This window comes from Candidatus Binataceae bacterium (assembly GCA_035508495.1).
Lineage (GTDB): Bacteria > Desulfobacterota > Binatia > Binatales > Binataceae > JASHPB01.
Map to the genome: position 1 here is coordinate 26,396 of DATJMX010000052.1, position 24,020 is coordinate 50,415.

The following is a 24,020-nucleotide window of genomic DNA, read 5'->3' on the forward strand; positions in this document are numbered from 1 at the left end:
ACGAACGCGGACTTCATGCGGCTTTGAACGATTGCACCTTGATTTCGGCCGCGCGGCCGCGCGCCATCCACAGGTCGTAGGCCATTTGCATTCCGAGCCACGTCTCAGGGCTTGAGCCGAATGCCTTCGAGAGCCGAATCGCCATTTCCACCGACATCCCTGCTCTTTCGTTCGCCAATTCGGACAGCGCCTGCCTCGTGACGCCAAGCGCCTTGCAGCGCCGGTAACGGAAAGATTCAACTGCGCGAGGCACTGCCGACGGACGACGCTTCCAGGATGCGGCGGATTCTTTATAGCCATCGATTAGTCTCGCCTGGTGTAAGGTGTAGCCAGTCACGATGACGGCTGGCACGAAAGAAAAAGGCCCGCTTCGTCGGCGGGCCTTTTTCATTGATCACCCGAAGTTAGTTGCGCTACTACGCGGCGGCCTGGAGCGCGGGGGCTTCTGGTTTCGAGGTTGCCAGCTTCAGCACGGCGCGGTAGCCCGGCTGGATTTCCATCTTCGGGGCGAGGCCCTTGGCGAGCATGATCTGATGCATCTTCGGCTGGTTGTAACACGGCACCGACATCAGCAGGTGATGCTCAAGGTGGTAGTTCACGAAGTACGGTGCAATGAACGCGCGGGTGAACCAGTTCGTGCGGGTCGTGCGCGTGTTGAGGAACGGATCGTCGTTGCTCTTCACCATTGAGTGCTCGGCGATCGCGCGAATGCGCACCACCATCGGCTGGAACGTGAACCACGGCAACAGCCACAGCGCCGGATAAAGCCACCAGTATCCAGCCACGGCGAGAATCGTGAAGAGGATTGCGCTCGAGATGAAGAAGGTGCCCACGCGCGGCCATGCGCGCTTCACGCGCTCTGCTAGCGGCATCGGCTTGCCAATCGCGAAGGCGCGGCGGAACAATCCGCGCCGCTGCTTATAGGCGGTCTGCCCGGTGATATCGCGGATCAGCTTGCGCTTAAGGCTCGTGCGCGTGATCGGAAATGGCTTTGTCAGGTAGAGATCAGGATCGTTGGACTGCTGCGTGAAACGATGATGCCCGGCGACGTGCTCCTTGCGATACGAATACATGTCGCCGAGAAAAATGTAGTCGGTCAACCAGGTGCCGGCGAAATCGTTGAGCCGCATATTGCTGAACAGCAGGCCGTGCGCGGCGTCGTGCGAGATGACCGCCAGCCCGAGCTGACGGGCGCCGATTATCGCGGCGGCCAGGACGAAGGTGAGCGGATTCGGCCACTTCACGAACATCGCCATCGCAAGGAAAATCACGCCCCACGCATGAACGATCATCCACGCTCCGCGCCAGTTCGACTTTTGCTTGAGCGTCAGGAGCTCCTCGGGGGTGAAAATGCTGCGCGCCTGGAACATGCTATCCTCCAATCTTCCCTGCGGCGGGAAGTATCAGGGTGTAACGACAAAAGGCAATCTCGGACACGATTAGTTATATAACACCAGATGGCTTCGAAGGCAAATGCTCGTTATGAAGCCGCGGACGCGCTGACCGCCCGCGAGCTCGTGATCGATTTTCTTTCGAATCGCGCGCCGCGCGAGTTGTCCGCACGCCTCATCGTCGACAGCGCCGCGGCGCTTGGCTTCACCGAACAGAGCATCAGGATGGCGTTGACGCGCATGGTCGAGGACGGCGTCGCGATCAGCGCCGCGCGCGGACTCTACAAGCTCGCGCCCTCGGGCGAGACGATGCGCATCGAGGTGCGCAAGTGGCGCAACATCCTGAACCTCACGCAGCGATGGTCGGGCGCCTGGATCGTCGTTCACGATGCGCATATCCGGCGCAGCGATCGCGCGGCGCTGCGCCGCCATGAGCAAGCGCTACGTCTGCGCGGCTTCGCCGATCTCAGCACGGGATTGCGAATCAGGCCTGCTAATCTGCGCGATCCGCTCGACGCGCTGCGCGATCAGCTTCGCGCGCTGGGACTCCATCACGAAGCGATCGTCGCGACGCTCGGCGATCTCGACCAACATACTCAAGCGCACGCGTTGAAGTTGTGGGATACGGCGAAACTTATAGAATCGTACGAGGGGCTGACGCGCGCGCTCGGCGAAAGCACCAATCGCGTGCAGCATCTGAAGCTCGAAGACGCGGCCAGCGAGACGCTGGTGCTAGGGCGCTCGGTCCTGCGGCATATCAACCTCGATCCGCTCCTGCCCGACGAGCTGATGCCGGCGGAGCCGCTGCGCCGCCTCGTGCAAGACATGATCAAATACGACGATATGGCGCGACAGATCTGGCGCCGCTTCATGCACGAGGTCGAAGGGCGTCAGCAATGAGCGGCGGGCTTCCTTACCGCCGTCGCGCTCCGTAAAATCGCGCTCGATGGCGGTGCTCGCAGACAAAACGATTGTGCTCGGCGTGAGCGGCGGAATCGCCGCCTACAAGTCCGCGGAGATCGTGCGCGCACTCGTCACCGCCGGGGCGAAGGTCCGCGTCATGATGACGCCGAACGCGCGCGAGTTCATCACGCCGCTAACGCTGCAGACGCTCAGTCAGAATCCCGTTGCAACCGAGACGTTCAACCTCACTCAGGAATCTGAGATCGGTCATATCCAGCTGGCGGACAGCGCCGACGCCATTCTGATCGCGCCCGCGACCGCCAATGTGATCGCGAAAGCCGCGGCAGGCATCGCCGACGACATCGTGACTACGGTCCTGCTCGCGACGCGCGCCAAGGTCGCGTTCGCACCCGCGATGAACGTGCACATGTACGAGCATCCGACGATCACGGAGAACCTCGCCAAGCTCAAAGCTCGCGGTGTGACGATTATCGAGCCTGGCGAAGGCGCGCTCGCATGCGGATACGAGGGCAAGGGCCGCCTGGCCGATGCCGCGATAATCGTCGCTGAATTAGAGAAGATGCTCTCGACGCAGGACCTCGCCGCCGAGCGAATCCTCGTCACCGCCGGTCCCACGCAGGAGCCGGTCGATCCGGTGCGATTCGTCTCGAACCGATCTTCGGGAAAGATGGGCTTCGCGATCGCGCGCGCGGCGTGGCGGCGCGGCGCCGAGGTGAAGATCATCACCGGTCCCACTCAGCTCGCCGCGCCTTATGGCGTCGAGCGAATCGACGCAACCAGCGCCGCCGACCTGCTCGGCAGGACCGCACAGAATTTTCCATGGTCAACGACGCTGGTGATGGCGGCGGCGATCGCCGACTTCCGTCCGGCTCATCCCGCGCCGGCCAAGATCAAAAAGAGCGGCAGGGGCATGACGCTCGAGATGGCACCGATTGCCGACGAGATGCCGCGGCTCGCAGCAAAAAAAGGCTCGCGCCTGCTCATCGGTTTCGCCGCGGAAACCGATGATTTGATCGAACACGCCCGCGACAAGCTGCGCCGCAAGAAACTCGATCTGATCGTCGCCAACGATGTGACGCAGGAGGGCGCGGGCTTCGGCGTCGATACCAATATCGTTACGCTCATCGGCGCCGACGGCGCGGCGCAGGATCATCCCAAGCTCACCAAGGACGAAGTCGCCGACCTGATTCTCGATCGCGTCGTCGCACTCAGGACTTCCAAATCGCGCCGCCTGCGCGCCGTGCGCTGATCCGGGGGCGGCTTGCTTAATGATCGCAGCCTGCGATGATAACGGTCGCGGGCTGATTTCATTTATATGAGCACTGCTGAAAGAGACCTGTTGGTCTCATCACTTCGCGATTACTTCGATCAACTGCACGAGGAGGGTATCGAGGGCTTGCCGCAAAGTGATCGTCTGGCGATTACTGTGCCGCCGGCTGAACCGCGAGCGCAGGCATCGCCCTCGCCTGCCGTGCCGCCTGCTCCTGCTTCGGCAGAGATGTTCTCGAAGTACCCGGGGCTCGAGAAGACCGCGTCGCTCGACGAGTTGCGCGCGTTCATCGGCGACTGTCAGCGCTGCAAGCTCGCGCCGCTGCGCAAGAATCTCGTCTTCGGCGTCGGCAATCCCAACGCGGACCTGATGTTTATCGGCGAGGGACCGGGAGCCGACGAAGACGCGAAGGGTGAGCCCTTCGTCGGCCGCGCTGGGCAGTTGCTCACCGACATTATCGAGCGCGGCATGGGCCTGAGCCGCGCCGACGTATATATCTGCAACGTCATCAAGTGCCGACCGCCCGAGAATCGCAATCCCGAACCCGACGAGGTCACGGCCTGCGAGCCCTTCATGCTGCGGCAGATCGAGATCGTTAAACCAAAAGTCATCATCGGCCTCGGCACCTTCGCAGTGCAGGCCGTGCTCAAGGTGAAGACGCCGATCAGCAAGCTGCGCGGGCGCTGGCACGAAGTCCGCGGTATCAAGATGATGCCGACGTTTCATCCGGCGTACCTGCTTCGCAATCCCAGCGACAAGCGCCTCGTATGGGCCGACGTGCAGGCAGTGATGAAGGAACTCGGCATAGCGGTGCCGCGTCGCGGCGGGAGCTGACGATGCGCCTCAGTCTGCGCGCAGCGCTCATCGCGATCGCGGCCGTTATATTCGCGGTGCTGGGTGCCAATCATTTTGCAACCTGTGCCGCGTCGACAGAATCGCAGATCGCGCTCATCTCTATCGACGGCTCGATCAATCCCGCCGTCGCGAGTTATGTCGAAGACACGATCAACTATGCCGAGGCCAACTACCTCGCGGCTGTCGTGATCGAAATCGACACGCCGGGCGGTTTACTCACATCGGCGGAGCGAATCGTCAAGAGCATCCTGGGCGCGAGGGTTCCGGTGATCGTTTATGTGGCGCCGTCAGGCGCCAGCGCCGCTTCTGCCGGCACGTTTATCACCGAGGCGGCGGCGGTCGCGGCGATGGCGCCTGGGACCACGATCGGCGCGGCGCATCCGGTCGAGGAAGGCGGCGGCGAAGTCAGCGGTGTGATGGGCCAGAAGCTCGAGAACTTCGCCGCCACATGGGCGCGCACAATAGCCGAGCAGCGCGGCCGCAACCAGGACTGGATGGAAGCAGCGGTGCGCAAAAGCGCGGCGATCGGCGAGCGTGAGGCGCTCGCGAAACACGTCATCGATATTATCGCGCCCGATCTGCGCAGCGTGCTCATGCAGGCTTCGGGGCGCAGCGTACAGGTAGCAGGCAAGACCGTAACGCTCGCGCTCGCCGACGCCACCGTGCGCCGCATTCCGATGACCTTCGGTCAGCAGATCCTCAACACACTGTCAGACCCGAACATCGTCTACCTCCTGCTGATGGCGGGGCTCATCGGGCTCTACTTCGAGTTCGCGCATCCTGGCGTGATCTTCCCCGGCGTCGCGGGCGCGATTTGCCTGCTGCTGGCGCTCGCGTCGTTCGAGGTCCTGCCCGTCAACGTCACCGGACTGCTGCTGATTTTTCTCGGCGTAGGACTGCTGATCGCCGAGGCCTGGGTGACGAGCTACGGAATCTTAGGCCTCGGCGGAGTAACGGCGTTCGTCTTCGGCTCGCTTTTTCTGATCGATACTTCGAAGACCGATCTTCAGGTCAATCGCGGCATGATCTTCGGCGCGGCCGTGGCGCTCTCGATCATTATCATCGGACTCGGCTACGTGGTCGCGCGCGAGCGACGGCGCAAAGCGCAAACGGGAGTCGAAGGACTCATCGGCGAGGTTGGCGAGGTGCGCGAGCCGATCGGCCCCGGCAAGCCCGGCAAAGTTTTCGTTCACGGCGAAATCTGGCGCGCCTCGAGCGCGAATCCGATCAACCCCGGCGCTCACGCCCGCGTCACCGCAATCCACGGCCTGGAACTGGAAGTGCAACCGCTACCGTAGCGGAGAGCGGCGCGAAAATGCGGATAAACGCGGATCGTTCTGGTTCCCCTTCCCGATGCGGGAAGGGGTTAGGGGCTAGGTCGTTGCCTGACTCCACACGAAGAGATCGACATAACCCTCTTTCCCTTCCCGCATCGGGAAGGGATGTCTGCGCCCTGAGCATCTGCTGCAAGCTTCGCATCAAGGCTGCTAGGCGGCGAGCTCGTGAAGCGCAATCGCAAGGAGAAACCTGATGGCGAGCGGGATTGGCGTGGTCATCGTTATACTGGTCATCGTGCTGCTGAGCAGTCTGCGTGTTTACAACGAGTATGAGCGCGCGGTGGTTTTTCGGCTCGGGCGGCTGACGCCTTATCGCGGCCCGGGTGTCATTTTCATTATTCCCGTGCTCGAGCGCGCGGTGCGAATCGATCTTCGCACTGTCACGCTCGACGTTCCCGCGCAGGACGTCATCACCAAGGACAACGTGACGGTCAAGGTCAGCGCGGTGCTTTATTTCCGCGTCGTCGATCCGTCGCGCGCAGTTACTGAGATCGCGAATTACCTGTTCGCCACGATGCAGCTTGCGCAGACCACGCTGCGCTCGGTCGGCGGTCAGACCGATCTCGACGATCTGCTGAGCCAGCGCGACAAGCTCAACTCGCGCATCCAGGAAATCGTCGACTCGCAGACCGAGCCGTGGGGAATCAAGGTGACGCTCGTCGAGCTCAAGAACATCGACCTGCCGCAGGATATGCAGCGCGCGATCGCGGCGCAGGCCGAGGCCGAGCGCGAGCGGCGCGCCAAGATCATCTCGGCCGAAGGCGAGTTCCAGGCCGCGCAACGCCTGTCTGACGCGGCGGAGATCATGGGTCGGAGTCCGATCACGCTGCAGTTGCGCTACCTGCAGACACTCGCCGAGATTGCGACCGAGCACAATTCGACTACGATCTTTCCAGTGCCGATTGACCTGTTCGAGGTCTTCCGCAAATCGGTAGGCGGAGCGGGCGGCGACGGCAAGGAAGGAAAATAGGTTTCGATGGGCAAGCTAATCCTCGTCCGCCACGGCCAGAGCGAAGGCAACGCGATGCGCCGCTTCACGATGACGGCCGAAACGCCGATCACCGATCTCGGCCGCCGCCAGGCCGAGGAAGCGGCGCTCAAAATCAGGATCAAGTTCCGGCCGCGACTCGTTGTCGCGAGCACGTATCGGCGCGCGCACCAAACCGGACGCATCATCGCCGAGGCGCTCGGCGTTCCGATCGAGCTCGAGCACGGCTTCCGCGAGCAGAATCTCGGCGAGCTCGCGGGCAAGTCCTACGACCTCGTTCGCGAGGATCCCACTTTCGACGCGACGCGATCCTGGCTCTGGCGGCCGCCCGGCGGCGAGAGCCACATCGACGTGCTCGCGCGCACGGGTCCCCTGCTCGACGAGTATGCGAAGCGCTTCGCGGCGGACGAAGTCGTGATCGTGAGCCACGGCGGTGTAATGCGATGCCTGTGGGCGCATGCGACCGGCAACTGGGACAAGGCTCACGTGCCGCCGAATTGCGGAATCATTGTCATCGAACACGACGGCGGCCGTTACCGACATCCCGAAATCATTCACGGCGAACCGGCCCACGAATCCGGCGGCTGATTTGGCTGCTTCAATCTCGCCCAGCCTGCCATCATAATTACCTCATGCGATCGAAACTCGCCGGCGCCGGAGACAAGATTCGCCGTGCGCGCGTTGCGCACGGTATCTCGCAGGTGAAGCTCGCGCGCAGCGCCGGAATTTCGCGCCAGGCGCTGGGTGCGATCGAAACCGGCACCTACATGCCGGGGGTGGAAGCTGCGCTCAAGATCGCGCGCGAGCTCGGCGAAACAGTCGAAAGTCTGTTCGGCACCGAACCGGGAGCGAGTCTGCAAGCGACGCTGACCGATGCGGCGCCCGTGAAGAGTCGCGTGTCGCTCGCGCGCGTCGCCGGCCGCGTCGTCGCGACGCCGATTCGGCCCGCGACGCTCGCGCTGACGCCCGCGGGCGGGATCGTCGAGTCGCTCAAAGGCGGGCGCGCGTCGATAGAATCGTTTGTCTCGCCGCTCGAGATCGATTCGACGCTGATGGTCGCGGGATGCGATCCGGCAGTAGCAATTCTCGCCGACTGGATCGCGCGTCGGCGCCATCCGATAACGCTGGTTGCGCTCGGTGGATCGAGCCAGAGTGCGCTCGATGCACTTGCGAAGGGGCGCGCGCACGCCGCTGGACTTCATCTGCGCGATGCACGCAGCGGCGAATATAATCTCGCAGCGGTCAGGCGCGCGCTCGGCCGCCGTCCGGCGATCGTCGTCAATTTCGCGCGCTGGGAGCTGGGGCTCGCAACAGCGGCCGGCAATCCGCTCGGCATCCGCGGCTTCGCCGATCTCGGCCGCCCCAAAATCCGGCTCGCCAACCGCGAGGCAGGCTCGGGCGCGCGGATCGCTCTCGATGAAGCGCTCGCCGAAGCGAAGATCGATTCGCGCAAGGTCGCGGGCTACGAGCATGAGCTGCCGGGACATCTCGAAGTCGCAGCCGCGATCGCCGAAGGATACGCCAATGCCGGCGTATCGATTCGCGTCGCCGCGCAGGCATTCGGCCTCGGCTTCATCCCGATGCGCGAGGAGCGTTACGACCTTGCGATTCCCGAGCGCGAGATGGAATCGGTCGCGGTCAAGGCGATGCTCGAGGCGCTGAACTCTGCCCGCTTCGCGCGCCAGGTCGCCGAACTCTGCGCCTACGACACGCGCGAGATGGGCCGCATCGTGGGCTCTGTCAGCTAGGCTCGCGGTTTCAAATTGCGCTATTACCATCGAGGCGAAACGATTATTCGGTCGAGGTTGTGTCGATGGATCTGAAGCTCGCGGGCAAAACCGCTCTCGTATTCGGCGGCAGCAAGGGACTCGGGCGCGGCGTGGCCGACGCGCTCGCGGCGGAAGGCGTTGCGGTCGCGATAGTGTCGCGCGGCAAGGAAGCGCTCGACAAAGCAGTGGCCGAAATCAACGCACGCGGTGGCCGCGCGGTCGGAATCGTCGGTGACATGTCCGATTGGCCGACGGTCGAAGCCGCGGTCGGCGCGGCGCGGGCTCAGCTCGGTCCGATCGATATCCTGCTGAACAATTCAGGCGGACCGCCTCCCTCAGGTGCGGCTGGAGTTGCGCCCGAGCTCTGGGAGAGCCAGTTCAAAGCGATGGTGCTCTCGATCGTGCGTGTAACGGATCTGATTCTGCCCGACATGCGCGCAAAGAAATGGGGCCGCATCCTGAACATCGCATCGTCGAGTGTGGTCGAGCCGATTCCGGTACTGGGATTATCGAATTCGCTGCGCAGCGCGGTCGTCGGATGGGCCAAGACGCTGGCCGGCGAAGTCGGCCGCGACGGCATCACGGTTAACACGCTGTTACCGGGAGTACTCGCGACAGATCGAATCATGCAGGTGAATCGCGCCCAGGCCGAGCGCCGCAACGTTCCCGTCGAGGAATTGCTTAAACGCACGGCGGAGATGATCCCGGTAGGCCGCCTCGGCACCCCCGAAGAATTCGGCGCCGTGGTCGCCTTCCTCGCAAGCCCGCTCGCGTCCTACGTAACGGGCTCAATGATAAGAATTGACGGCGGCTCGATGCGCTCGGTCTAGCCTTTTCAGCTTCGCTGAACAGCCTGCCAACAGCCTCTCCCGCGGCTGACGCCAAGGGCGGAAGCCGCGAACGAGGCCGCTCGCGACTTCAGGAGAATTGTCAAGTGCGGCAAGCGTCTCTCGAATATTTGATGTGACTGGCTACAATCGTCACGCTGGCCGAAGAAATAGCCTCGCGTAGCCATTGCTCAGTCGCCTCCGTTACACCGAACTTTTTCTTGATCAAATGATCGAAGATATTGGTATCTAAATACGCGAGCAAAGCGACGTGCCTGATTTGGTTAATGCTGGAGCGTCGAAAATACCGTACGCCCACCACTCAAGTATGAATAGTGATTGTGGGGCGGATCGTCAGCGCGGCGGGAGCATGCGGTCGGTCTGCGCTTTCGCGAACCATTTGCGGAACATGTCTTCGGTGTCGATGCAGTCGTGAAAGCCGGCTTGGCGGGCTTTGATCGTGCTCACGAGCGAGGCCGGCGGGAAGATGCTGGCGCCGTATCCGAATACTGCATCGGCGAATTCGAATGAGCCGCCCACGTAGGCTTTGAGATCAGCGGGGGCGCGGAGATTGTATTTGCGCACGATCGCTGCCCATTCCGATTGATGCCTTGGCATTTCGTCGCGCAGGGACATTGGTTGCGGCGCGCCGGCTTTCATGCCGAGCGCGTCAGCGATCGTCGGCCACACTTCGGTCCACACGAAGACGTCGCCGTTGGTGATGTTGAAAATCTCGTTGCGGCACGATTCGCTCGTCGCCGCCCACTCCATCGAGCGCGCGAGCAGGTCCGCATCGATAGTCTCGGCGATCCCGCATTTGCCACCTGGGAACGCCAGTGGCAGTCCGGCTTCCTTGCGCAGCGCGGCATATACCCCAATCGCCGGGATGACATTCAGATTGCCGCCGATCGCCTCGCCGATGACAATCTGTGGACGCAGGATCGTCCAGCTCCAGCGTTGGCCCGACTGCTTGCCGCGCAGGTAGTCCTCCTGCAGCCAGTAGAAGTTCTCGTGCTGATGACGCGGGTTGCGCTCGCGCGCCGGGATCGAGATCGGTCCGATGTGTGCGCCGTAGGCCTTGGTGCCCTGCAGCAGCGAGACGTGCTCGAGGCCGCGCGCCGATTTGGCGAGCGGCTCGAACAGATTGCGCAGCATCGCGAGGTTGGTCTCCATCTGATCGCGCTCGCGCCATCCCTTGATCAACCCGGTGTCGGGCTTCTCGAAGAGCGCGGCGTAGGCGAGATGCGTCACGTCGGACATCGCGGCGAAAGTCTCGGCGCATTTCCGCTCGTCCATCAGATCGACCGAGATGAACTTGACGCGACCCGATTCGATCGGCGGCCGCCGCGATATCGCGACGACCTCCCATTGCGGCAGCGAAGCGAAATGGCGAACGGCGCCGTAACCGACGAGGCCCGACGCGCCCGCGATCAGGATTTTCTTCTTCGCCATCGCGCGATCGTGATTCTACCTGCCGACGAACTTGCCGGGACGCCGCTCACCGACGGCCTTGACGCCCTCGCGGTGGTCCTCGGTCTTCATCAGGCGCATCTGCTCGATGTTCTCGTGATCGGTCTGCTTCTTCACCGCTTCGGCGAGGCCGTGGCGCATCGTCGCGCGTGTGGACATGATCGCGAGCGGAGCGTTCTCGGCGATCTCGGCGGCAAGCTCGGTCGCCGCGGCGCGCAGACGGTCGGGCTCGACCAGCATGTCCGCAAGGCCCCACTGGTATGCCTCTTGACCGTTTATTCGGCGACCCGTCAGGAACAGCAGGTTCGCTTTCTGCTGTCCGATGAGACGCGGCAGAACATACGTCAGGCCGAAGCCGGGATGGATTCCGATCTTCACGAAGTTCGCGGCGAAGCGCGCTTCGGGAGTCGCGACGCGAAAATCGGCGACGAGGGCGAGTCCGAGTCCACCGCCAATCGCCGCGCCCTGGACCGCCGCGATGAACGGCTTCTTGCACGAGAAGAGCCGCACGCCTTCGGAATACAGAGGGTTGGTGTTCTCGCCCGAGCGCGCGCCGGTCGGCTCGCGATTGGCGAAGTTGGCGCCCGCGCAAAACGATTTGCCCTCCGCCGAAAGCACGCTTGCGCGGCAGGCGGGATCCTCGTCGAGCGCGTTGAACGCGTCAGCGAGATTGCGGATCAACTCGACGTCGAAAAAGTTATGCGGCGGCCGATGAATCTCGACCTGGCCGACATTGTTTTCGATCGCTACCGATACATCACCATATCTGGATTGCGTCATGGCTCTGTAAAATCAAACCCGCACGCGATTCGCAACCGCAAAATCAGCGCAACGCGTCAGCCGATCGAATCTGCCTTCCCGCGCGGGAAGGGAAGACGGCAGGTCCGGTGTCTCCTCTGCAATAGTCCAGAAATTCAGAAAACGACCTAACCCCTGACCCCTTCCCGCACGGGAAGGGGAACCAGAGCGCAGCGAATCGATTGGTGGGAACAGAGCGCGACGGCATTACCAGTGTCCGGCGGGAAGCTGATCGCGGTGAGAAACGCGTCTAGGACCGGCTGTGCGCTTTGGGTAGACTTTCTGATTGAGAGGAGCATCGTGCGCGCAATCTGTTTCCTGCGGAGCCGAATCCTGAAACCGGCCCTTGCGTTGCTAGCGATCAGTTGTGCGATCGCGGCGCAGGGCTGCATCAATCCTGCGAGTCCCGGCTCGAACGATCCTGCATATTCAGACAATCCCGTCAGTTCGTCCGATCCCGCTGTGCCCGTGGCGGGCGACGTGCTGATCGCCGGCGGCGTCGGGCGGCTCGACCAGAGCCTCGCGCCGGCGGAATTCTTCGATCCTGCGACGGGCAAATTCCTGATCACTGGCGCACTAACTGATGGTCGGGCTGGCTCGGCGGCGGCGGTATTGGCTGGAGGCAAGGTGCTGCTGGCGGGAGGCTTCAGCGGCACGGCGATGATCAATGATTTCTCGCTCACGCTTTCGGGCAGCGTCGTGCCGAGTGCCGATGTCTTCAGTCCCGCGGCGGGCAAGTTCGTCGCAACCGGCCTCACGATCGCGCCTCGCGCCGGCTACACCGCGACCACGCTGCAAAGCGGCAAGGTCCTGGTCGCAGGCGGAATCGACAATCGCGGCAACGTTCTCGACAGCGCCGAGCTTTACGATCCTGCGAGCGGCAAGTTCAGCGGGATCGTCACGGCGATGAGCGATCGGCGCGCGTTTCACACCGCGACACTGCTGCCTGGCGGCAAGGTGCTGGTCGCGGGGGGCGTCACCGACCTTTCCGGCGGCACGACCAATTCGGCGGACCTGTATGATCCGCTGAGCGACACGTTCGTCCAGGCGGCCGCGATGGATCACGCGCGCGCGGGTCATACGGCCACGCTGTTCACCTTTGGACCGATGGCGGGCAGCGTGTTGATCGCGGGAGGCGGCGGCGGCACCGGTCTCTTCCTCAAGGACAGCTCTGCGGAAATTTACGATTCCGCCTCGGGGCAGTTCCTGCTGCTGCGTACCTTTATGAATGAAGCGCGCGCACTTCACACCGCGACGCTGTTGCCCGATGGCCGCGTGCTGCTGGCGGGAGGCTTCGACGGTTCGGTTGCGATGGCGGCTGGAACGCTGTCGGGCGCATCGGGATCGATCAGCGACTCGGCCGAGATTTTCGATCCGGCATCGACCCAGTTCTCGTGTATCGGCGGGTTCAACAGCGATACCACGCAATGCAACCCCGCGATGAGCTTTGCACGCGCCGGTCAGAGCGCGACGCTTTTCAATTCGGGCAAGCTCAAAGGTCAGATCCTGCTCGCGGGAGGATGGGGCGGCAGGAGTACTGATGCGGCGGGACGGCCGCTCAGCAGCGCCGAAATCTTCGATCCGGCAACATCGACCTTCCGCGTCACGTCAAATATGAATCGCGCCCGCGCTCTGCAGAGCGCAACGCTCCTGCAATAACTGTTCAAGCCTTAACGACTTCCAGCGCGATCCGCGCCTGGCCGCCCATGCCGCTGCCAGTTTGCGGATCGGTCGCAGGCTGAGACACGCCCTTGCCGTCGGTCGCTTTGACACGGAGCATGTAGTCGCCAGGCGTGGGCGGATTGAAGCGGTACTTCCACAGCGTCCACACGTACGGCGATTGGTTGCGGACGAGCTGTGCGTCGCGCCATGTCGCACCGTCGTCGGTCGAGAGCTGCACGCGGCGAACGCCTGACGGACCTGCCAGTGCCCATCCCCAGATAACCATCGGTGTAACGACGCGCGGCTTATGCTCGAACATCGCCGTCATGCCGCCCTCGACGTGCGGCGCGAAGAAACCCGAATTGACCTTGCGCCACGCGCTGTTGGTCCATCCGCGCGCTTCCCAATAGCCGGGCGCCTGGTGATCGAGAAACGCAATCTCGGTGATCCATTTCGGCTGCTTCATCCCGTATTTGCCCGGGATGAAGATGCGCAGGGGGAAACCGTGCTCGGGTGGCAGCGGCGCGCCGTTCATCAGGTAAGGCAGAAAGTTCTCATCGCGCATCAGCTCGTCAGCGGGCAGTCCCGTGTAGTAACCGTCGGCCGCGCGCATCGAGCACCAGACGGCGCGGGAGCTGACGCGCGCGCGATCGAGCAGCGGCCTGAGTTTCACGCCGGTCCATTTTGCGTTCCCGATCGAGCTGCCGTCGGGAGGATTGCCGATACATTCGAGCGTCAGCGTCTCGTTGATAGCCGCGAGCGAGCGGATATTGGCGTAGCTCAGCTCGAGCGGATTGGCGACGAGGCCCTTGATGCGCAGCCGCCACGCGGCGGGATCGACCGTCGGCGTCGCACCGTAAGTCGTGACGTAGAACTTATCGTTCGGCGTCAAGCCGCCGTATTTCGGCGCGTCCGACGCGATCGCGATTCGACTTGCGAAGGGAAACGTGGCCACAGCGGCCGCTTGCCCCGTCAGCCTGAGAAATCTGCGGCGCGATATCGGCGATTTCATGCGGTCTCGTCAGGGGGTTCGTCCTCGCCTGTTTCCTCTTCGACCGATGTGGGCTCTTCGGGAATCGGCAGCTCGATGACTTTTGGAGAAGCGCCGTCCGCCAGCCGTCGCGAGACGATGATGAACGCGGAATGCGCGATCATCCTGAAATGGGGCCGCACGCTGAGTCCTTTGACCTGCCAATGCCGCAGCATCGTCTCGAAGCTCTCGATCTCGCCAAAGTCGGAGCGCGCCTGGAGCGCATCGACAGTCTCCTTGAGCTGGACCGTCGTCGGCACGTAGCAGACCAGCACACCGCCCGGGCGGAGCGCCTCCGCGGCGACATCGAGTGCGCGTCCCGGCTCGGGGAGATCGAGGAACATGCGATCGACACCGCGCTCATCGAAGCCTTCGTAGAGGTCGCGGCGCTTCAGCGTCCAGGTCGGAGCCTCGCCGAAGAAAGTTGCGACGTTGCGCCGCGCCGCGGCGGCGAAGTCTTCGCGAATCTCATACGAGATGACGCGGCCGCGATCGCCGGCCGCCCGCAGCAGCGCAATCGTGAGCGCGCCGGCGCCGACTCCGCCCTCGATCACGGTCGCACCGGGGAACACGTCACCCCACACGACGAGCGGTCCCGTATCCTTGGGATAGATCACCTGCGCCTTGCGCGGCAGCAGCGGGACAAGGTCGGCATAGGTCGGACGCAGCACCAGGTAAGCCTCGCCGGTGCTGAACTTCACGCGCGAGCCTTCCTCGAGGCCGATCACGTCGTCGGCGAGGAGCTCGCCGCGAATCAGGAGCTTGCGCCCTGGCGTGAGAATCTTGAGGTAGCGGCGGGCTTTGCGATCGATGAAGATAACGGCGTCAGCAGGTTTTAAGAGGGAATCCAAGATACTCCACGCTTAAACGCATCGATGGCCCCGCGCAACATCGCGGGCGCGCGAGCATCGTTGGCGAGTCGTGCTTAGATATAAGTATTGACTGGATATGAGCTGGACGCCTACGTTGATGGATGCTGCTGCGCGGATTGTTTACGCACAGCGGATCATTTTCTGGTATAGTCAAGCGACAGGCGCATCGCGAGACCGAATCGAGATGCGCCGTAACATTTTCAGAAGATTAACTTTCAGGCAGGACGCGAATCGCCATGGCTGAGAAAAAAGCAAAGACCGCAGAAAAGAACGCGGGACTTCAAATCAAGCATAGCTGTCCGCAGTGCGGCGGTGAGAGCAAAGTGACGCTGTTCGCCGGCTACGGCCGCAAGGGATTCTTCCTGGTCTGCGAAAAGAACTGCGGCTTCGTCGGCCGCGTGCGCGGCTGAGCCGCCAAGGAGTCTCGCAGATGGGCAGGGCGCGCAAGAGCAAGACCTCCAAGCGCGACAAGTACGCCTCGTTCGGCGATATGACCGACGAGAGCGAAGAAGATGCGGATCTTCCCAAGGATGAAGCCGGCCGGCGCAAGATCAAGCGCCAGTACGCCGACCTCCTGGGTATCCGCATCGAGAAGCTTCGCGGCCGGATCCTGAACCGCGAGCGGATCAACAAGACGATCGAGGGTATCTACTTCATATGCTCTGGGTGCATGAAGGTGTGCCATTCGCTCGACGACGGCCTCGAAGAAGATCCGGCCAACGTCAACAACCTGTGCGGCGCCTGCGTCAAATTGAAGGCCAGCGCGGCTGCTGCGGCAGCGCGCGAGGCTCAGGCGCCGGCGCGCCCGGCACCATCGCGCAAACGAGCTGCGGCAAGCTGAAACCGCTCAGGGTTGTGCCGCCAGCCGCGAAAAGATAAACAACAGGGCCGATGTCTCTTCAGCTGATTCGCCCCGACATTAATCTTGATTTCGTCGGGAAGCGGTACTTTTTCGTTCTGCTTTCGACGGTGATCAATATTACCGCTATCGTGTTGCTCTTAACCCGCGGCCTCAATTATGGCGTCGATTTCGTCGGCGGCAGCGTCGCGCAGGTCGAGTTTACACAGACGACCAACGGCGACACGATCAGGAGCGCGCTTGCACCGCTGGGCCTCGGCGAAATCACGGTTCAGGACTTCGGCAAAGCTGGACAGTCATTCCTGATCCGCTTCGAAGCGGTCAAAAACATCGGCAGTATCGGGCCCAAGCTCGAGTCGGCGCTGGGACAAAAATACGGCCAGGGTGCGGCCAAGGTGGTTCGCGTCGAGAGCGTCGGCGCCAAGGTCGGCAGCGATCTTAGGCGCAAGGGATTTCTCGCGGTTATCGTGGCGACGCTCTTCATGGGCGTCTATATCGCGATCCAGTTCCGGCACGTGAGCTGGAGCTTCGGCGCGGGCGCGGTCGTGGCCTTGATCCACGACGTGCTCGTGGTCGTCGGCGCGCTGGTCGTGAGCCAGTATCAATTTGATCTGACGACGCTGGCTGCGGTGCTCACGGTTATCGGCTATTCGGTGCACGACACGATCATCGTATCGGATCGAATCCGCGAGGACTCCGCCAAGCGGCGCCGCGAGCCGATCGCGATCACGATGAACCGAGCCATCAACGAAACGCTGTCGCGCACGATCCTGACCTCGGGCACCGCCATCGTGGTGCTGATCGCGCTGCTCGCCTTCGGCGGTCCGATCCTGCGGCCGTCAGCGTTCACGCTGCTGGTCGGCTTCATCACGGGAACCTATTCGTCGATCTACATCGCGGGTCCGGTGGTGCTGTTCTGGGAGAGCGGCCACCGCGTCGGCGCCGTATCATCGCGCGCAGCCTGAGCAATTCGCGGGCGTATCGTCCGCCGACACTTGGCAATCACGGTAAAGACGGGACGCGGCGCTTACGCGATGAAGCTCGCGGCGCCCACGGAGCGCTCAGGCGACGCGATCGTGCTGACGATCGCACTCGACCGCGCCGATGGCATCGAACGCGTCGCGTTCAAATGCCGAGTCGCCGCAGAGCTCGCCGCAAGCGCATCGGACGAGGCACTCGCCGAGCGCCTCGCCCAGTGGATCGAGCGCGATTTCGAAATGACCCGCGAGACCGCACTGAAAACGATCCGCACCGAACGCCGCCTGCACGAGTTTCTCTTCGACAGCACAAATCGTGGCCCGCTCTGAAAACTCCCTCGCCCGTTATTTCACGGGAGAGGGATTTCAGAGCGGCTTCTTACATGCAATCTTGCATGTATGTTTTTAGCGCGATACGCTCGTTTTCATGCCGGCGCGGAAGCGTAAAACACAGGCTGAGCGCAGTGCCACTACTCGCGAGCGCCTGCTCGAGGCTGCGATCGACTGTATTGTCGAGCACGGCTACGCGCGCACCACGACGACGATGATCGCGCGCCGGGCGCGGCTCACGCGCGGCGCGCAGCTTCATCACTTCGGTAATCGCGAGCAACTCATACACGCCGCAATCAGCCATCTCTTCGAGCGGGGCCTTGCCGATTTTGCGGCGGCCTTCAGTATCGTGCCGGCCGGCGTCGATCAGAACGACGCGGCGATCGAGCTCGCCTGGAATTTCTTTGACGGCCGGATGGCCACGGCGTGGATCGAGATCTTGGTCGCGGCACGCAGAGATTCCAAGCTGCACAAGGCCGTCGCCGAAGGCGGCGCAAAGATGAACGCCGAGCTGCTCAAGTTCGGCAGCTCCTATTCGAGTCTGCCACTCGACGAATTCGCCGTCTCGCAGACTTTCGAAGCGGCGCTGATGATCGGTCTGGCCGTGATCGGGATGAATGCGCCCCCCGACGTTTTCAGAGCCGCTTCGACGGCGGTGCTCGAAGTGCTGAAGGAGTTCATCTGGTCGCTCGCAAAGGATCGGGCCTTGCTGCGCCGCGCGCTCGATCGAACTTCGCGCAGGACTATCAAGGGGGTGCGCGCGCGATGAAGTATTTTCATTTGCTATTGCGGAATCTGCAGCGCAATCGACGGCGCACCATTCTCACGATCATTTCGATCGCCGTTTCGATCTTTATCTTCTGCGGCGTGCTGATTCTGCCGGTGTTCTTCGCGCTGGCTCTGAAATCGAGCGCCTCGTCACTCCGGCTCGTATGCCACGCCAAGGCCGGGCTCTCCTTCTCGATGCCGGAGTCATACGCGCCAAAGATCGCGGCGGTCTCGCATGTCGAAGGCGTCGATTCCTGGAATGGCTTCATGGGCATCTATCACGATGCCAAGGATCAGTTTCCGAATGTCGCGATAAATCCCGACTCGGTTCCGAGCGTGTGGCCCGACTGGCGCGTGAGCCCTGACCAGGTCGCAGCTTTCCAGCATGAGCGAATTGCGGCGCTCGCCGGGCTCGATACGATGAAGCGCTTCAATTTCCATCTCGGCCAGCAGATCATGCTGCGCGGTACCGCGTACCCGGTGAATCTGACGGTAAAGATTGTCGGCACACTCGGCAAAGGCACGATGGCTTCGATGCTGCTCCTGCGCCGCGACTACATGCAGGAGGCGGTCGGACGCACCGGCCGCGTCGATGTCTTCTGGGTGATGGTCGATCGGCGCGAAAATCTGCAGCGCGTTTCACACGCGATCGACGAGACCTTCGCCAACTCGCCCGCGCCCACCCAGACCGAGACCGAGGGCGCGTTTCAGTCCAACATTCTCGACATGTTCCGAATGATCGTGAAGCTGATGGAAGCCTTTGCGGTGATCATCCTGGTCAGTATCACGCTCGTCGCTGCGAACACGGCCGCGATGTCGATACGCGAGCGGCGCGCCGAAGTCGCCCTGATTCGCTCGCTCGGATTCACCTCGCGCGCGGTCGGCTTCCTGCTCGTCGCCGAGAATATCGTGCTTGCCGTGATCGCTGGCTTTATCGGAATCGCGCTTGCGGAAATTTCGGTGCGTATCGCCGGGCCCCGCCTCTTCGGCGGTATCGGGCTCTCCTGGCTGGCGCCGTCGATCGTCGTCTATGCCACCCTCGTCGCGCTCTCGATCGGCGCGTTAAGCGCTCTGATCCCGGCGATCGCCATCGTCCGCCGCAATATCGTCGACGAGCTCCGCGCAGTCGGATAAATTGAAGCGCGCGCATCGACGGTGTATTCTGACCGCTCGGTAAGGATCGAATTCAGCCCGAGTTTTCTGGATAATTCCTTTAGCCGACTAAATGAGTCCAGAATTTCTAACTAATGCTGCGCGGTGGCTGTATTCGTTTGACTGCTGGCCTATCATGGCTATACTTGACCTGAGAGGTCCACTAATTTTCCCGAGCCCTTCGGGGCCGACTGTGGCTTAGGACGCGATGTTGAAGACGCCGATTTACATGGACAATCACGCTACGACGCGCATGGATCCCCGTGTGCTCGAAGCGATGCTCCCCTACTTCACCGAGAAGTTCGGCAATGCCGCCAGCCGTAATCACAGCTTCGGCTGGGAAGCCGAGGAAGGCGTCGGTCGCGCCCGCGACCAGATCGCTGCTCTCATCGGTGGCAAGTCGAAGGAAATCATTTTCACGAGCGGCGCCACCGAATCCGACAACCTCGCGATCAAGGGCGTCGTCGAGTTCTACAAGGACAAAGGCAACCACATCATCACGTGCGTCACCGAGCACAAGGCGGTCCTCGACAGTTGCCGCGCGCTCGAGCGTGCCGGCAAGGCGACGGTCACTTATCTGCCGGTTGACAAGTACGGGATGGTGAATCCCGACGACGTGCGCAACGCGATCACCGATAAGACCGTCCTTATCTCGATCATGTGGGCTAACAACGAGGTCGGCACGATTCACCCCGTGGCCGAGATCGGCAAGATCGCCAAGGAAAAGGGCGTCATCTTCCACTGCGATGCGGTCCAGGCAATCGGCCACATTCCCGTTGATGCCGAAAAGGCGGGCGTCGATCTGCTCGCGATGACAGCGCATAAGCTTTACGGCCCCAAGGGATGCGGCGCGCTATGGGTGCGCTCGAAGGGACCGCGCGTGCGCCTCACGCCGATTATCGATGGCGGCGGCCATGAGCGCGGGATGCGCTCGGGCACGCTGAACGTCACCGGTATCGTGGGATTCGGCGCGGCGTGCGAGATCGCCGGCAAGGAAATGGCCGAGGAGATCGCGCGGATGCGCGACCTGCGCGACAAGCTGCGCGCGGGGCTCTTCGAGCGGCTCGACGAAATCTATTTGAATGGCCATCCGACGGAGCGGCTGCCTGGCAACCTCAACGTCAGCTTTGCGTATGTCGAAGGCGAGTCGCTCTTGATGGGAATCAACGATGTCGCGGTGAGCTCCGGCTCGGCGTGCACGTCGGCGACGCTCGAACCGTCCTACGTGATTCGTGCGCTCGGTATCGACGACGAGCTGGCGCATAGCTCGATTCGCTTCGGCGTCGGGCGCTTTAATACCGAAGAGGAAGTTGAGTACGTAACTGATCGCGTATCTCGGGAAGTGAAGCGGCTGCGCGAAATGTCGCCGCTGTACGAGATGGCGAAGGAAGGGATCGACCTCAAGTCGGTCAACTGGAAGTCTTAAGCGCGACGCGATCGCGGAGGAATCATGGCTTACTCGGATAAGGTTCTCGACCACTATAACAATCCGCGCAACGTCGGCTCGTTCGCCAAGGACGATCCCAACGTCGGCACCGGTGTCGTCGGTGCGCCCGAATGCGGCGACGTGATGAAGCTGCAGCTCAAGATCAGCGACAGCGGCGTGATCGAAGACGCGAAGTTCAAGACCTTTGGCTGCGGCAGCGCGATCGCAAGCTCGAGCTACGTCACCGAGCTCGTCAAAGGCAAGAAGATCGACGAGGCGATGGCAATCAAGAACACCGTCATCGTGCAGGAACTCAACCTGCCCCCGGTGAAGATCCATTGCTCGGTGCTGGCCGAAGATGCGATCAAGGCTGCGATCACCGACTGGAAGAAGCGCAAGGGTGAGGTGGTGGAAGCCGAGCCCGAAAAGGCCAAGGCCTAAAGCAGGTAGGCGCGATGATCTCTCTGTCAGAAAACGCGGTCCACAAGATTAAGCAGCTCGTTGCCGAAAAGGGCGACGACGCCGGACTGCGCGTGAAGGTGGTGGGTGGCGGATGCTCCGGGCTTCAGTACCGGATGGAAATCGACGCGGCCAAAGAGCGCGACAAGATTTTCGAGCGCGACGGCGCCAAGCTGATTGTCGATAAGAAGAGCTTCCTCTATCTGAACGGTTCCGAGCTCGACTACGCCGAAGAGCTGATGTCGGCCGGGTTCCGGGTCGTCAACCCCAACGCCAAGCGCTCATGCGGATGCGGCGAATCGTTCGTCGTGTAGCGGCGATGCGGGGAATTTATCCAGCCAATGATCGAATGCCCGTCATGTGCGCGGCGGCAACAGCCGCAATTGATATGTGAACAGTGCGGCACTCCGCTCGGCGCCGAGACCGATCTGTTCGCCGCGCTGGGCCTTCCGAAAAAGCTTGTGGTCGATCCCGCTGCGCTCGAGCGCACGTATCACGACCTGAGCCGCCGCATTCATCCTGACAAATATGCATCGCAGAACGCCCGCGTGCGCAGCGCAAGCCTCCGCGCGACCGCCCTGCTCACCCGCGCGAATCGCACGCTGCGCGATTCGGTGACTCGCGGTCTTTACTGGCTCGAATTGCATGGCGAAAAGCTCGGCACCAACAACAACCAGGTGCCGCCTGATCTCGCCGAGTTGGTCTTCGATGTTCAGGAGCAGCTTGCCGATCTCGATTCCGACAAATCGGATGCCGCGCGCAGCGCAATCACGACGCGGCGCGACGAAATCGAATTGATGGTCGCGTCGTCGCTCGACGAGCTCGACAAGAATTTCGCGCGCTGGGATTCGAGCCAGCCGGACGACGCAAAACAACTGACTTTGGAGCTGAAAGCGATCCTTTCGAAGATCGCATACCTGCGCACACTGATCCGCGATGTTGACCGCGCGTTGGAGAACGCGAAGGCCGCGTAAACGATGGAACGAATTTTCGGTATCGACCTCGGCACCACCAACAGCCTGATCGCGATCATGGATGGCGCCGCACCCAAGGTGATAGGCGAGACGGACTCAAGCGCCGCGCTGCTGCCCTCGGTGGTCGCGATCGCGCCCGACGGCAAAGTTGAAGTGGGCGCCAAGGCGATCGAAATGGAACCGCATCTCACCGTCGAAAAAGATGGCCGCGTGAGCGCGGTTGGCTTTGCCGGCGGCGAATACGGCGCCGTGGTTCGATCGGTGAAGCGCTACATGGGCCTCGGCGGCGACGAGGTCGCATCCGAGGATCGCCAGCGCTACACCTTCGCCGATCTCAGCGGCCCGGTCGTACGATTCCAGATCGGCAAGCGCACTTTCACGCCGCCGCAGATCTCCGCCGAGATTCTGCGCGCGCTGAAGGAACGTGCCGAGAAAGCGCTCGGCGAAAAAGTCGAGCGCGTCGTTATCACTGTCCCTGCCTATTTCAACGACGGCCAGCGCCAGGCAACCAAGGATGCCGGCCGGCTCGCGGGCCTCGATGTCGTGCGCCTCGTTAATGAGCCGACTGCGGCGTCGCTCGCGTACGGGCTCGGTAAAATGGCGACGGGCAACGTCGCTGTCTATGACTTCGGCGGCGGCACCTTCGACGTATCGATCCTGAGTATCAAGGAAGGAATTTTCGAGGTCCTCGCGACCAACGGCGATACGCATCTCGGCGGCGACGATATCGATCGCGCTATCGTCGAATGGCTCACGACCGAACTGCCGGAGACGCTCAAGGTCGAGCGCCACGTGTGGAACACCGCGCGAATCGCCGCCGAAGACGCCAAGAAGCGCCTCAGCGACGCCGCGGAGACGAAGATCGTCGTCGAGCTCCCGGGCCATCGTATCGAGAAGCTGCTGACGCGCAGTTCACTTGAAAAACTCGCCGAGCCGTTCGTCGCGCGCACGTTAAAGCGCTGCGAAATGGCGCTGAGCGACGCCAAGCTGAAACCTTCCGCTATCGAAGCCGTAGTATTGGTCGGTGGCTCGACGCGAATGCCCTATGTTCGCGAGCAGGTGAGGCGCCTCTTTGGCCGCGAACCGCTCAGTTCGCTCGATCCTGAGGAAGTGGTGGCGTTGGGGGCAGCAGTGCAAGCAGGAGTATTGATGGGCACCCAGGGTGACATGCTCCTGCTCGATGTCGTCCCGCTGTCGCTCGGGATCGAGACGATGGGCGGCGTAATGGAGCGTATCATTCATCGCAATACCACTATTCCGACCAGCGTAGCTGAAGGCTTCACGACGGCTGTGGATAACCAGACCCACGTCGATATTCATGTTTTGCAAGGAGAGCGCGAGCTTGCTAAGGATTGCCGTAGCCTCGCGCGCTTCAAGCTGGGCCCGATCGAGTCCCAGCCAGCAGGGCTGCCGCGCATCGAAGTAACTTTCCTTATCGATGCAAACGGGATACTTAACGTAAACGCGCGCGACGAGCGCACGGGGCGCGAGCATTCGGTCGACGTTAAGCCGAGCTATGGGCTCGACGACGAAGAAATCGAACGGATGCTCGAAGAGGCGATCGATCTGGGTGAGCAGGACCTCGAAGAGCGGCTGCTCATCACGGCCCGCAACGACGCCGAGCAGATTCTTGGCGCACTTCACAAGCAACTCGGCGAGTGGGCAGGGCTGGTCGCGAGCGACGAGCGCGCGCGGATCGAGGAGGCGGTGGGGCGGTTGGAAGATGCACGTAAAGGCACCGATCGCGAACTAATCGCCAAACTGGTCGAAGAGCTGAACGAGCTGACCACGCCGTTCGCGCAACGAATTATGGACGCGGCTATCAAGGACGCGCTCGAAAAGAAATCGGTCGAGGAATTGTCCTGACGGAGGAATCGGAACG

General features: G+C 62.3%; 26 protein-coding genes. 20 read left to right on the forward strand and 6 right to left on the reverse strand.

Annotated elements, in window-relative coordinates; genetic code table 11:
* Window positions 1-13 precede the first annotated feature (13 nt).
* Together VMA09_16740 and VMA09_16745 are read right to left on the reverse strand one after the other, a co-directional pair.
* Window positions 14-391, reverse strand: coding sequence for a HigA family addiction module antitoxin (locus VMA09_16740; protein HUA35258.1), 378 nt, complete (start codon window positions 389-391; stop codon window positions 14-16).
* Window positions 392-416: 25 nt separating this feature from the next.
* Window positions 417-1,370 (reverse strand): fatty acid desaturase family protein, encoded by a 954-nt coding sequence (locus VMA09_16745; GenBank protein ID HUA35259.1) that lies wholly within the window; start codon window positions 1,368-1,370, stop codon window positions 417-419.
* An 87-nt stretch (window positions 1,371-1,457) separates the two neighbouring features.
* On the opposite strand from VMA09_16745, the gene VMA09_16750 reads away from it, so the two are divergent.
* The 8 genes from VMA09_16750 (at window position 1,458) to VMA09_16785 (ending at window position 9,364) form a co-directional block, all read left to right on the forward strand.
* Window positions 1,458-2,291: a hypothetical protein gene (locus tag VMA09_16750; protein HUA35260.1), complete on the forward strand. Its 834-nt coding sequence runs from the start codon at window positions 1,458-1,460 to the stop codon at window positions 2,289-2,291.
* A 46-nt stretch (window positions 2,292-2,337) separates the two neighbouring features.
* Window positions 2,338-3,564 (forward strand): bifunctional phosphopantothenoylcysteine decarboxylase/phosphopantothenate--cysteine ligase CoaBC, encoded by a 1,227-nt coding sequence (coaBC, locus tag VMA09_16755; GenBank protein HUA35261.1) that lies wholly within the window; start codon window positions 2,338-2,340, stop codon window positions 3,562-3,564.
* 66 nt (window positions 3,565-3,630) lie between these two features.
* Window positions 3,631-4,419 (forward strand): uracil-DNA glycosylase, encoded by a 789-nt coding sequence (locus tag VMA09_16760; GenBank protein ID HUA35262.1) that lies wholly within the window; start codon window positions 3,631-3,633, stop codon window positions 4,417-4,419.
* Window positions 4,420-4,421: 2 nt separating this feature from the next.
* The gene (locus VMA09_16765; protein HUA35263.1) at window positions 4,422-5,738 is read left to right on the forward strand and encodes a nodulation protein NfeD; all 1,317 of its coding nucleotides are present in this window, start codon (window positions 4,422-4,424) and stop codon (window positions 5,736-5,738) included.
* A 232-nt stretch (window positions 5,739-5,970) separates the two neighbouring features.
* Window positions 5,971-6,747, forward strand: coding sequence for a slipin family protein (locus VMA09_16770; protein ID HUA35264.1), 777 nt, complete (start codon window positions 5,971-5,973; stop codon window positions 6,745-6,747).
* A 6-nt stretch (window positions 6,748-6,753) separates the two neighbouring features.
* Window positions 6,754-7,353, forward strand: coding sequence for a histidine phosphatase family protein (locus tag VMA09_16775; protein ID HUA35265.1), 600 nt, complete (start codon window positions 6,754-6,756; stop codon window positions 7,351-7,353).
* 44 nt (window positions 7,354-7,397) lie between these two features.
* The gene (locus VMA09_16780) at window positions 7,398-8,513 is read left to right on the forward strand and encodes a substrate-binding domain-containing protein (protein ID HUA35266.1); all 1,116 of its coding nucleotides are present in this window, start codon (window positions 7,398-7,400) and stop codon (window positions 8,511-8,513) included.
* Between the two features lie 65 nt (window positions 8,514-8,578).
* Complete coding sequence (locus VMA09_16785) at window positions 8,579-9,364, forward strand: SDR family oxidoreductase (protein ID HUA35267.1); 786 nt, start codon at window positions 8,579-8,581, stop codon at window positions 9,362-9,364.
* 351 nt (window positions 9,365-9,715) lie between these two features.
* Here VMA09_16785 and VMA09_16790 read toward each other — a convergent pair whose 3' ends face one another.
* Window positions 9,716-10,813 (reverse strand): SDR family oxidoreductase, encoded by a 1,098-nt coding sequence (locus tag VMA09_16790; GenBank protein ID HUA35268.1) that lies wholly within the window; start codon window positions 10,811-10,813, stop codon window positions 9,716-9,718.
* Window positions 10,814-10,828: 15 nt separating this feature from the next.
* Window positions 10,829-11,611 carry an enoyl-CoA hydratase/isomerase family protein gene (locus VMA09_16795; protein HUA35269.1) on the reverse strand — a complete coding sequence of 261 codons (783 nt, stop codon included), beginning with the start codon at window positions 11,609-11,611 and terminating at the stop codon, window positions 10,829-10,831.
* Window positions 11,612-11,929: 318 nt separating this feature from the next.
* Here VMA09_16795 and VMA09_16800 point away from each other — a divergent pair, with 318 nt between their 5' ends.
* Window positions 11,930-13,288, forward strand: a complete 1,359-nt coding sequence (locus tag VMA09_16800; protein HUA35270.1) for a kelch repeat-containing protein — start codon at window positions 11,930-11,932, stop codon at window positions 13,286-13,288.
* Between the two features lie 4 nt (window positions 13,289-13,292).
* Here the strand turns inward: VMA09_16800 and VMA09_16805 are convergent, their stop codons facing one another.
* A complete protein-coding gene (locus VMA09_16805; GenBank protein ID HUA35271.1) occupies window positions 13,293-14,246 on the reverse strand; it encodes a molybdopterin-dependent oxidoreductase in 954 nt (317 codons plus the stop codon).
* A gap of 53 nt (window positions 14,247-14,299) precedes the next feature.
* Window positions 14,300-15,172: a tRNA (adenine-N1)-methyltransferase gene (locus tag VMA09_16810; GenBank protein ID HUA35272.1), complete on the reverse strand. Its 873-nt coding sequence runs from the start codon at window positions 15,170-15,172 to the stop codon at window positions 14,300-14,302.
* Between the two features lie 257 nt (window positions 15,173-15,429).
* On the opposite strand from VMA09_16810, the gene VMA09_16815 reads away from it, so the two are divergent.
* From VMA09_16815 to dnaK, 11 genes are all read left to right on the forward strand, one after another.
* Window positions 15,430-15,603, forward strand: a complete 174-nt coding sequence (locus VMA09_16815; GenBank protein ID HUA35273.1) for a hypothetical protein — start codon at window positions 15,430-15,432, stop codon at window positions 15,601-15,603.
* Window positions 15,604-15,623: 20 nt separating this feature from the next.
* Window positions 15,624-16,034, forward strand: coding sequence for a hypothetical protein (locus tag VMA09_16820; GenBank protein ID HUA35274.1), 411 nt, complete (start codon window positions 15,624-15,626; stop codon window positions 16,032-16,034).
* A gap of 50 nt (window positions 16,035-16,084) precedes the next feature.
* Window positions 16,085-17,017: a protein translocase subunit SecF gene (gene secF / locus VMA09_16825; GenBank protein HUA35275.1), complete on the forward strand. Its 933-nt coding sequence runs from the start codon at window positions 16,085-16,087 to the stop codon at window positions 17,015-17,017.
* A gap of 30 nt (window positions 17,018-17,047) precedes the next feature.
* Window positions 17,048-17,359 carry a hypothetical protein gene (locus tag VMA09_16830; protein ID HUA35276.1) on the forward strand — a complete coding sequence of 104 codons (312 nt, stop codon included), beginning with the start codon at window positions 17,048-17,050 and terminating at the stop codon, window positions 17,357-17,359.
* 97 nt (window positions 17,360-17,456) lie between these two features.
* Window positions 17,457-18,128 carry a TetR family transcriptional regulator gene (locus tag VMA09_16835; GenBank protein HUA35277.1) on the forward strand — a complete coding sequence of 224 codons (672 nt, stop codon included), beginning with the start codon at window positions 17,457-17,459 and terminating at the stop codon, window positions 18,126-18,128.
* Window positions 18,125-19,261 carry an ABC transporter permease gene (locus tag VMA09_16840; GenBank protein HUA35278.1) on the forward strand — a complete coding sequence of 379 codons (1,137 nt, stop codon included), beginning with the start codon at window positions 18,125-18,127 and terminating at the stop codon, window positions 19,259-19,261. The genes VMA09_16835 and VMA09_16840 overlap by 4 nt, the downstream gene beginning before the upstream one ends.
* 229 nt (window positions 19,262-19,490) lie before the next feature.
* Window positions 19,491-20,705 carry an IscS subfamily cysteine desulfurase gene (locus tag VMA09_16845; GenBank protein HUA35279.1) on the forward strand — a complete coding sequence of 405 codons (1,215 nt, stop codon included), beginning with the start codon at window positions 19,491-19,493 and terminating at the stop codon, window positions 20,703-20,705.
* A 24-nt stretch (window positions 20,706-20,729) separates the two neighbouring features.
* A complete protein-coding gene (gene iscU / locus VMA09_16850) occupies window positions 20,730-21,146 on the forward strand; it encodes a Fe-S cluster assembly scaffold IscU (GenBank protein ID HUA35280.1) in 417 nt (138 codons plus the stop codon).
* Window positions 21,147-21,160: 14 nt separating this feature from the next.
* On the forward strand, window positions 21,161-21,478 hold the full coding sequence (locus VMA09_16855; GenBank protein HUA35281.1) for an iron-sulfur cluster assembly accessory protein: 318 nt from the start codon (window positions 21,161-21,163) through the stop codon (window positions 21,476-21,478).
* A gap of 27 nt (window positions 21,479-21,505) precedes the next feature.
* Window positions 21,506-22,138 carry a hypothetical protein gene (locus VMA09_16860; protein ID HUA35282.1) on the forward strand — a complete coding sequence of 211 codons (633 nt, stop codon included), beginning with the start codon at window positions 21,506-21,508 and terminating at the stop codon, window positions 22,136-22,138.
* 3 nt (window positions 22,139-22,141) lie between these two features.
* Window positions 22,142-24,004: a molecular chaperone DnaK gene (gene dnaK / locus VMA09_16865; GenBank protein ID HUA35283.1), complete on the forward strand. Its 1,863-nt coding sequence runs from the start codon at window positions 22,142-22,144 to the stop codon at window positions 24,002-24,004.
* The last annotated feature ends 16 nt before the right edge of the window (window positions 24,005-24,020 follow it).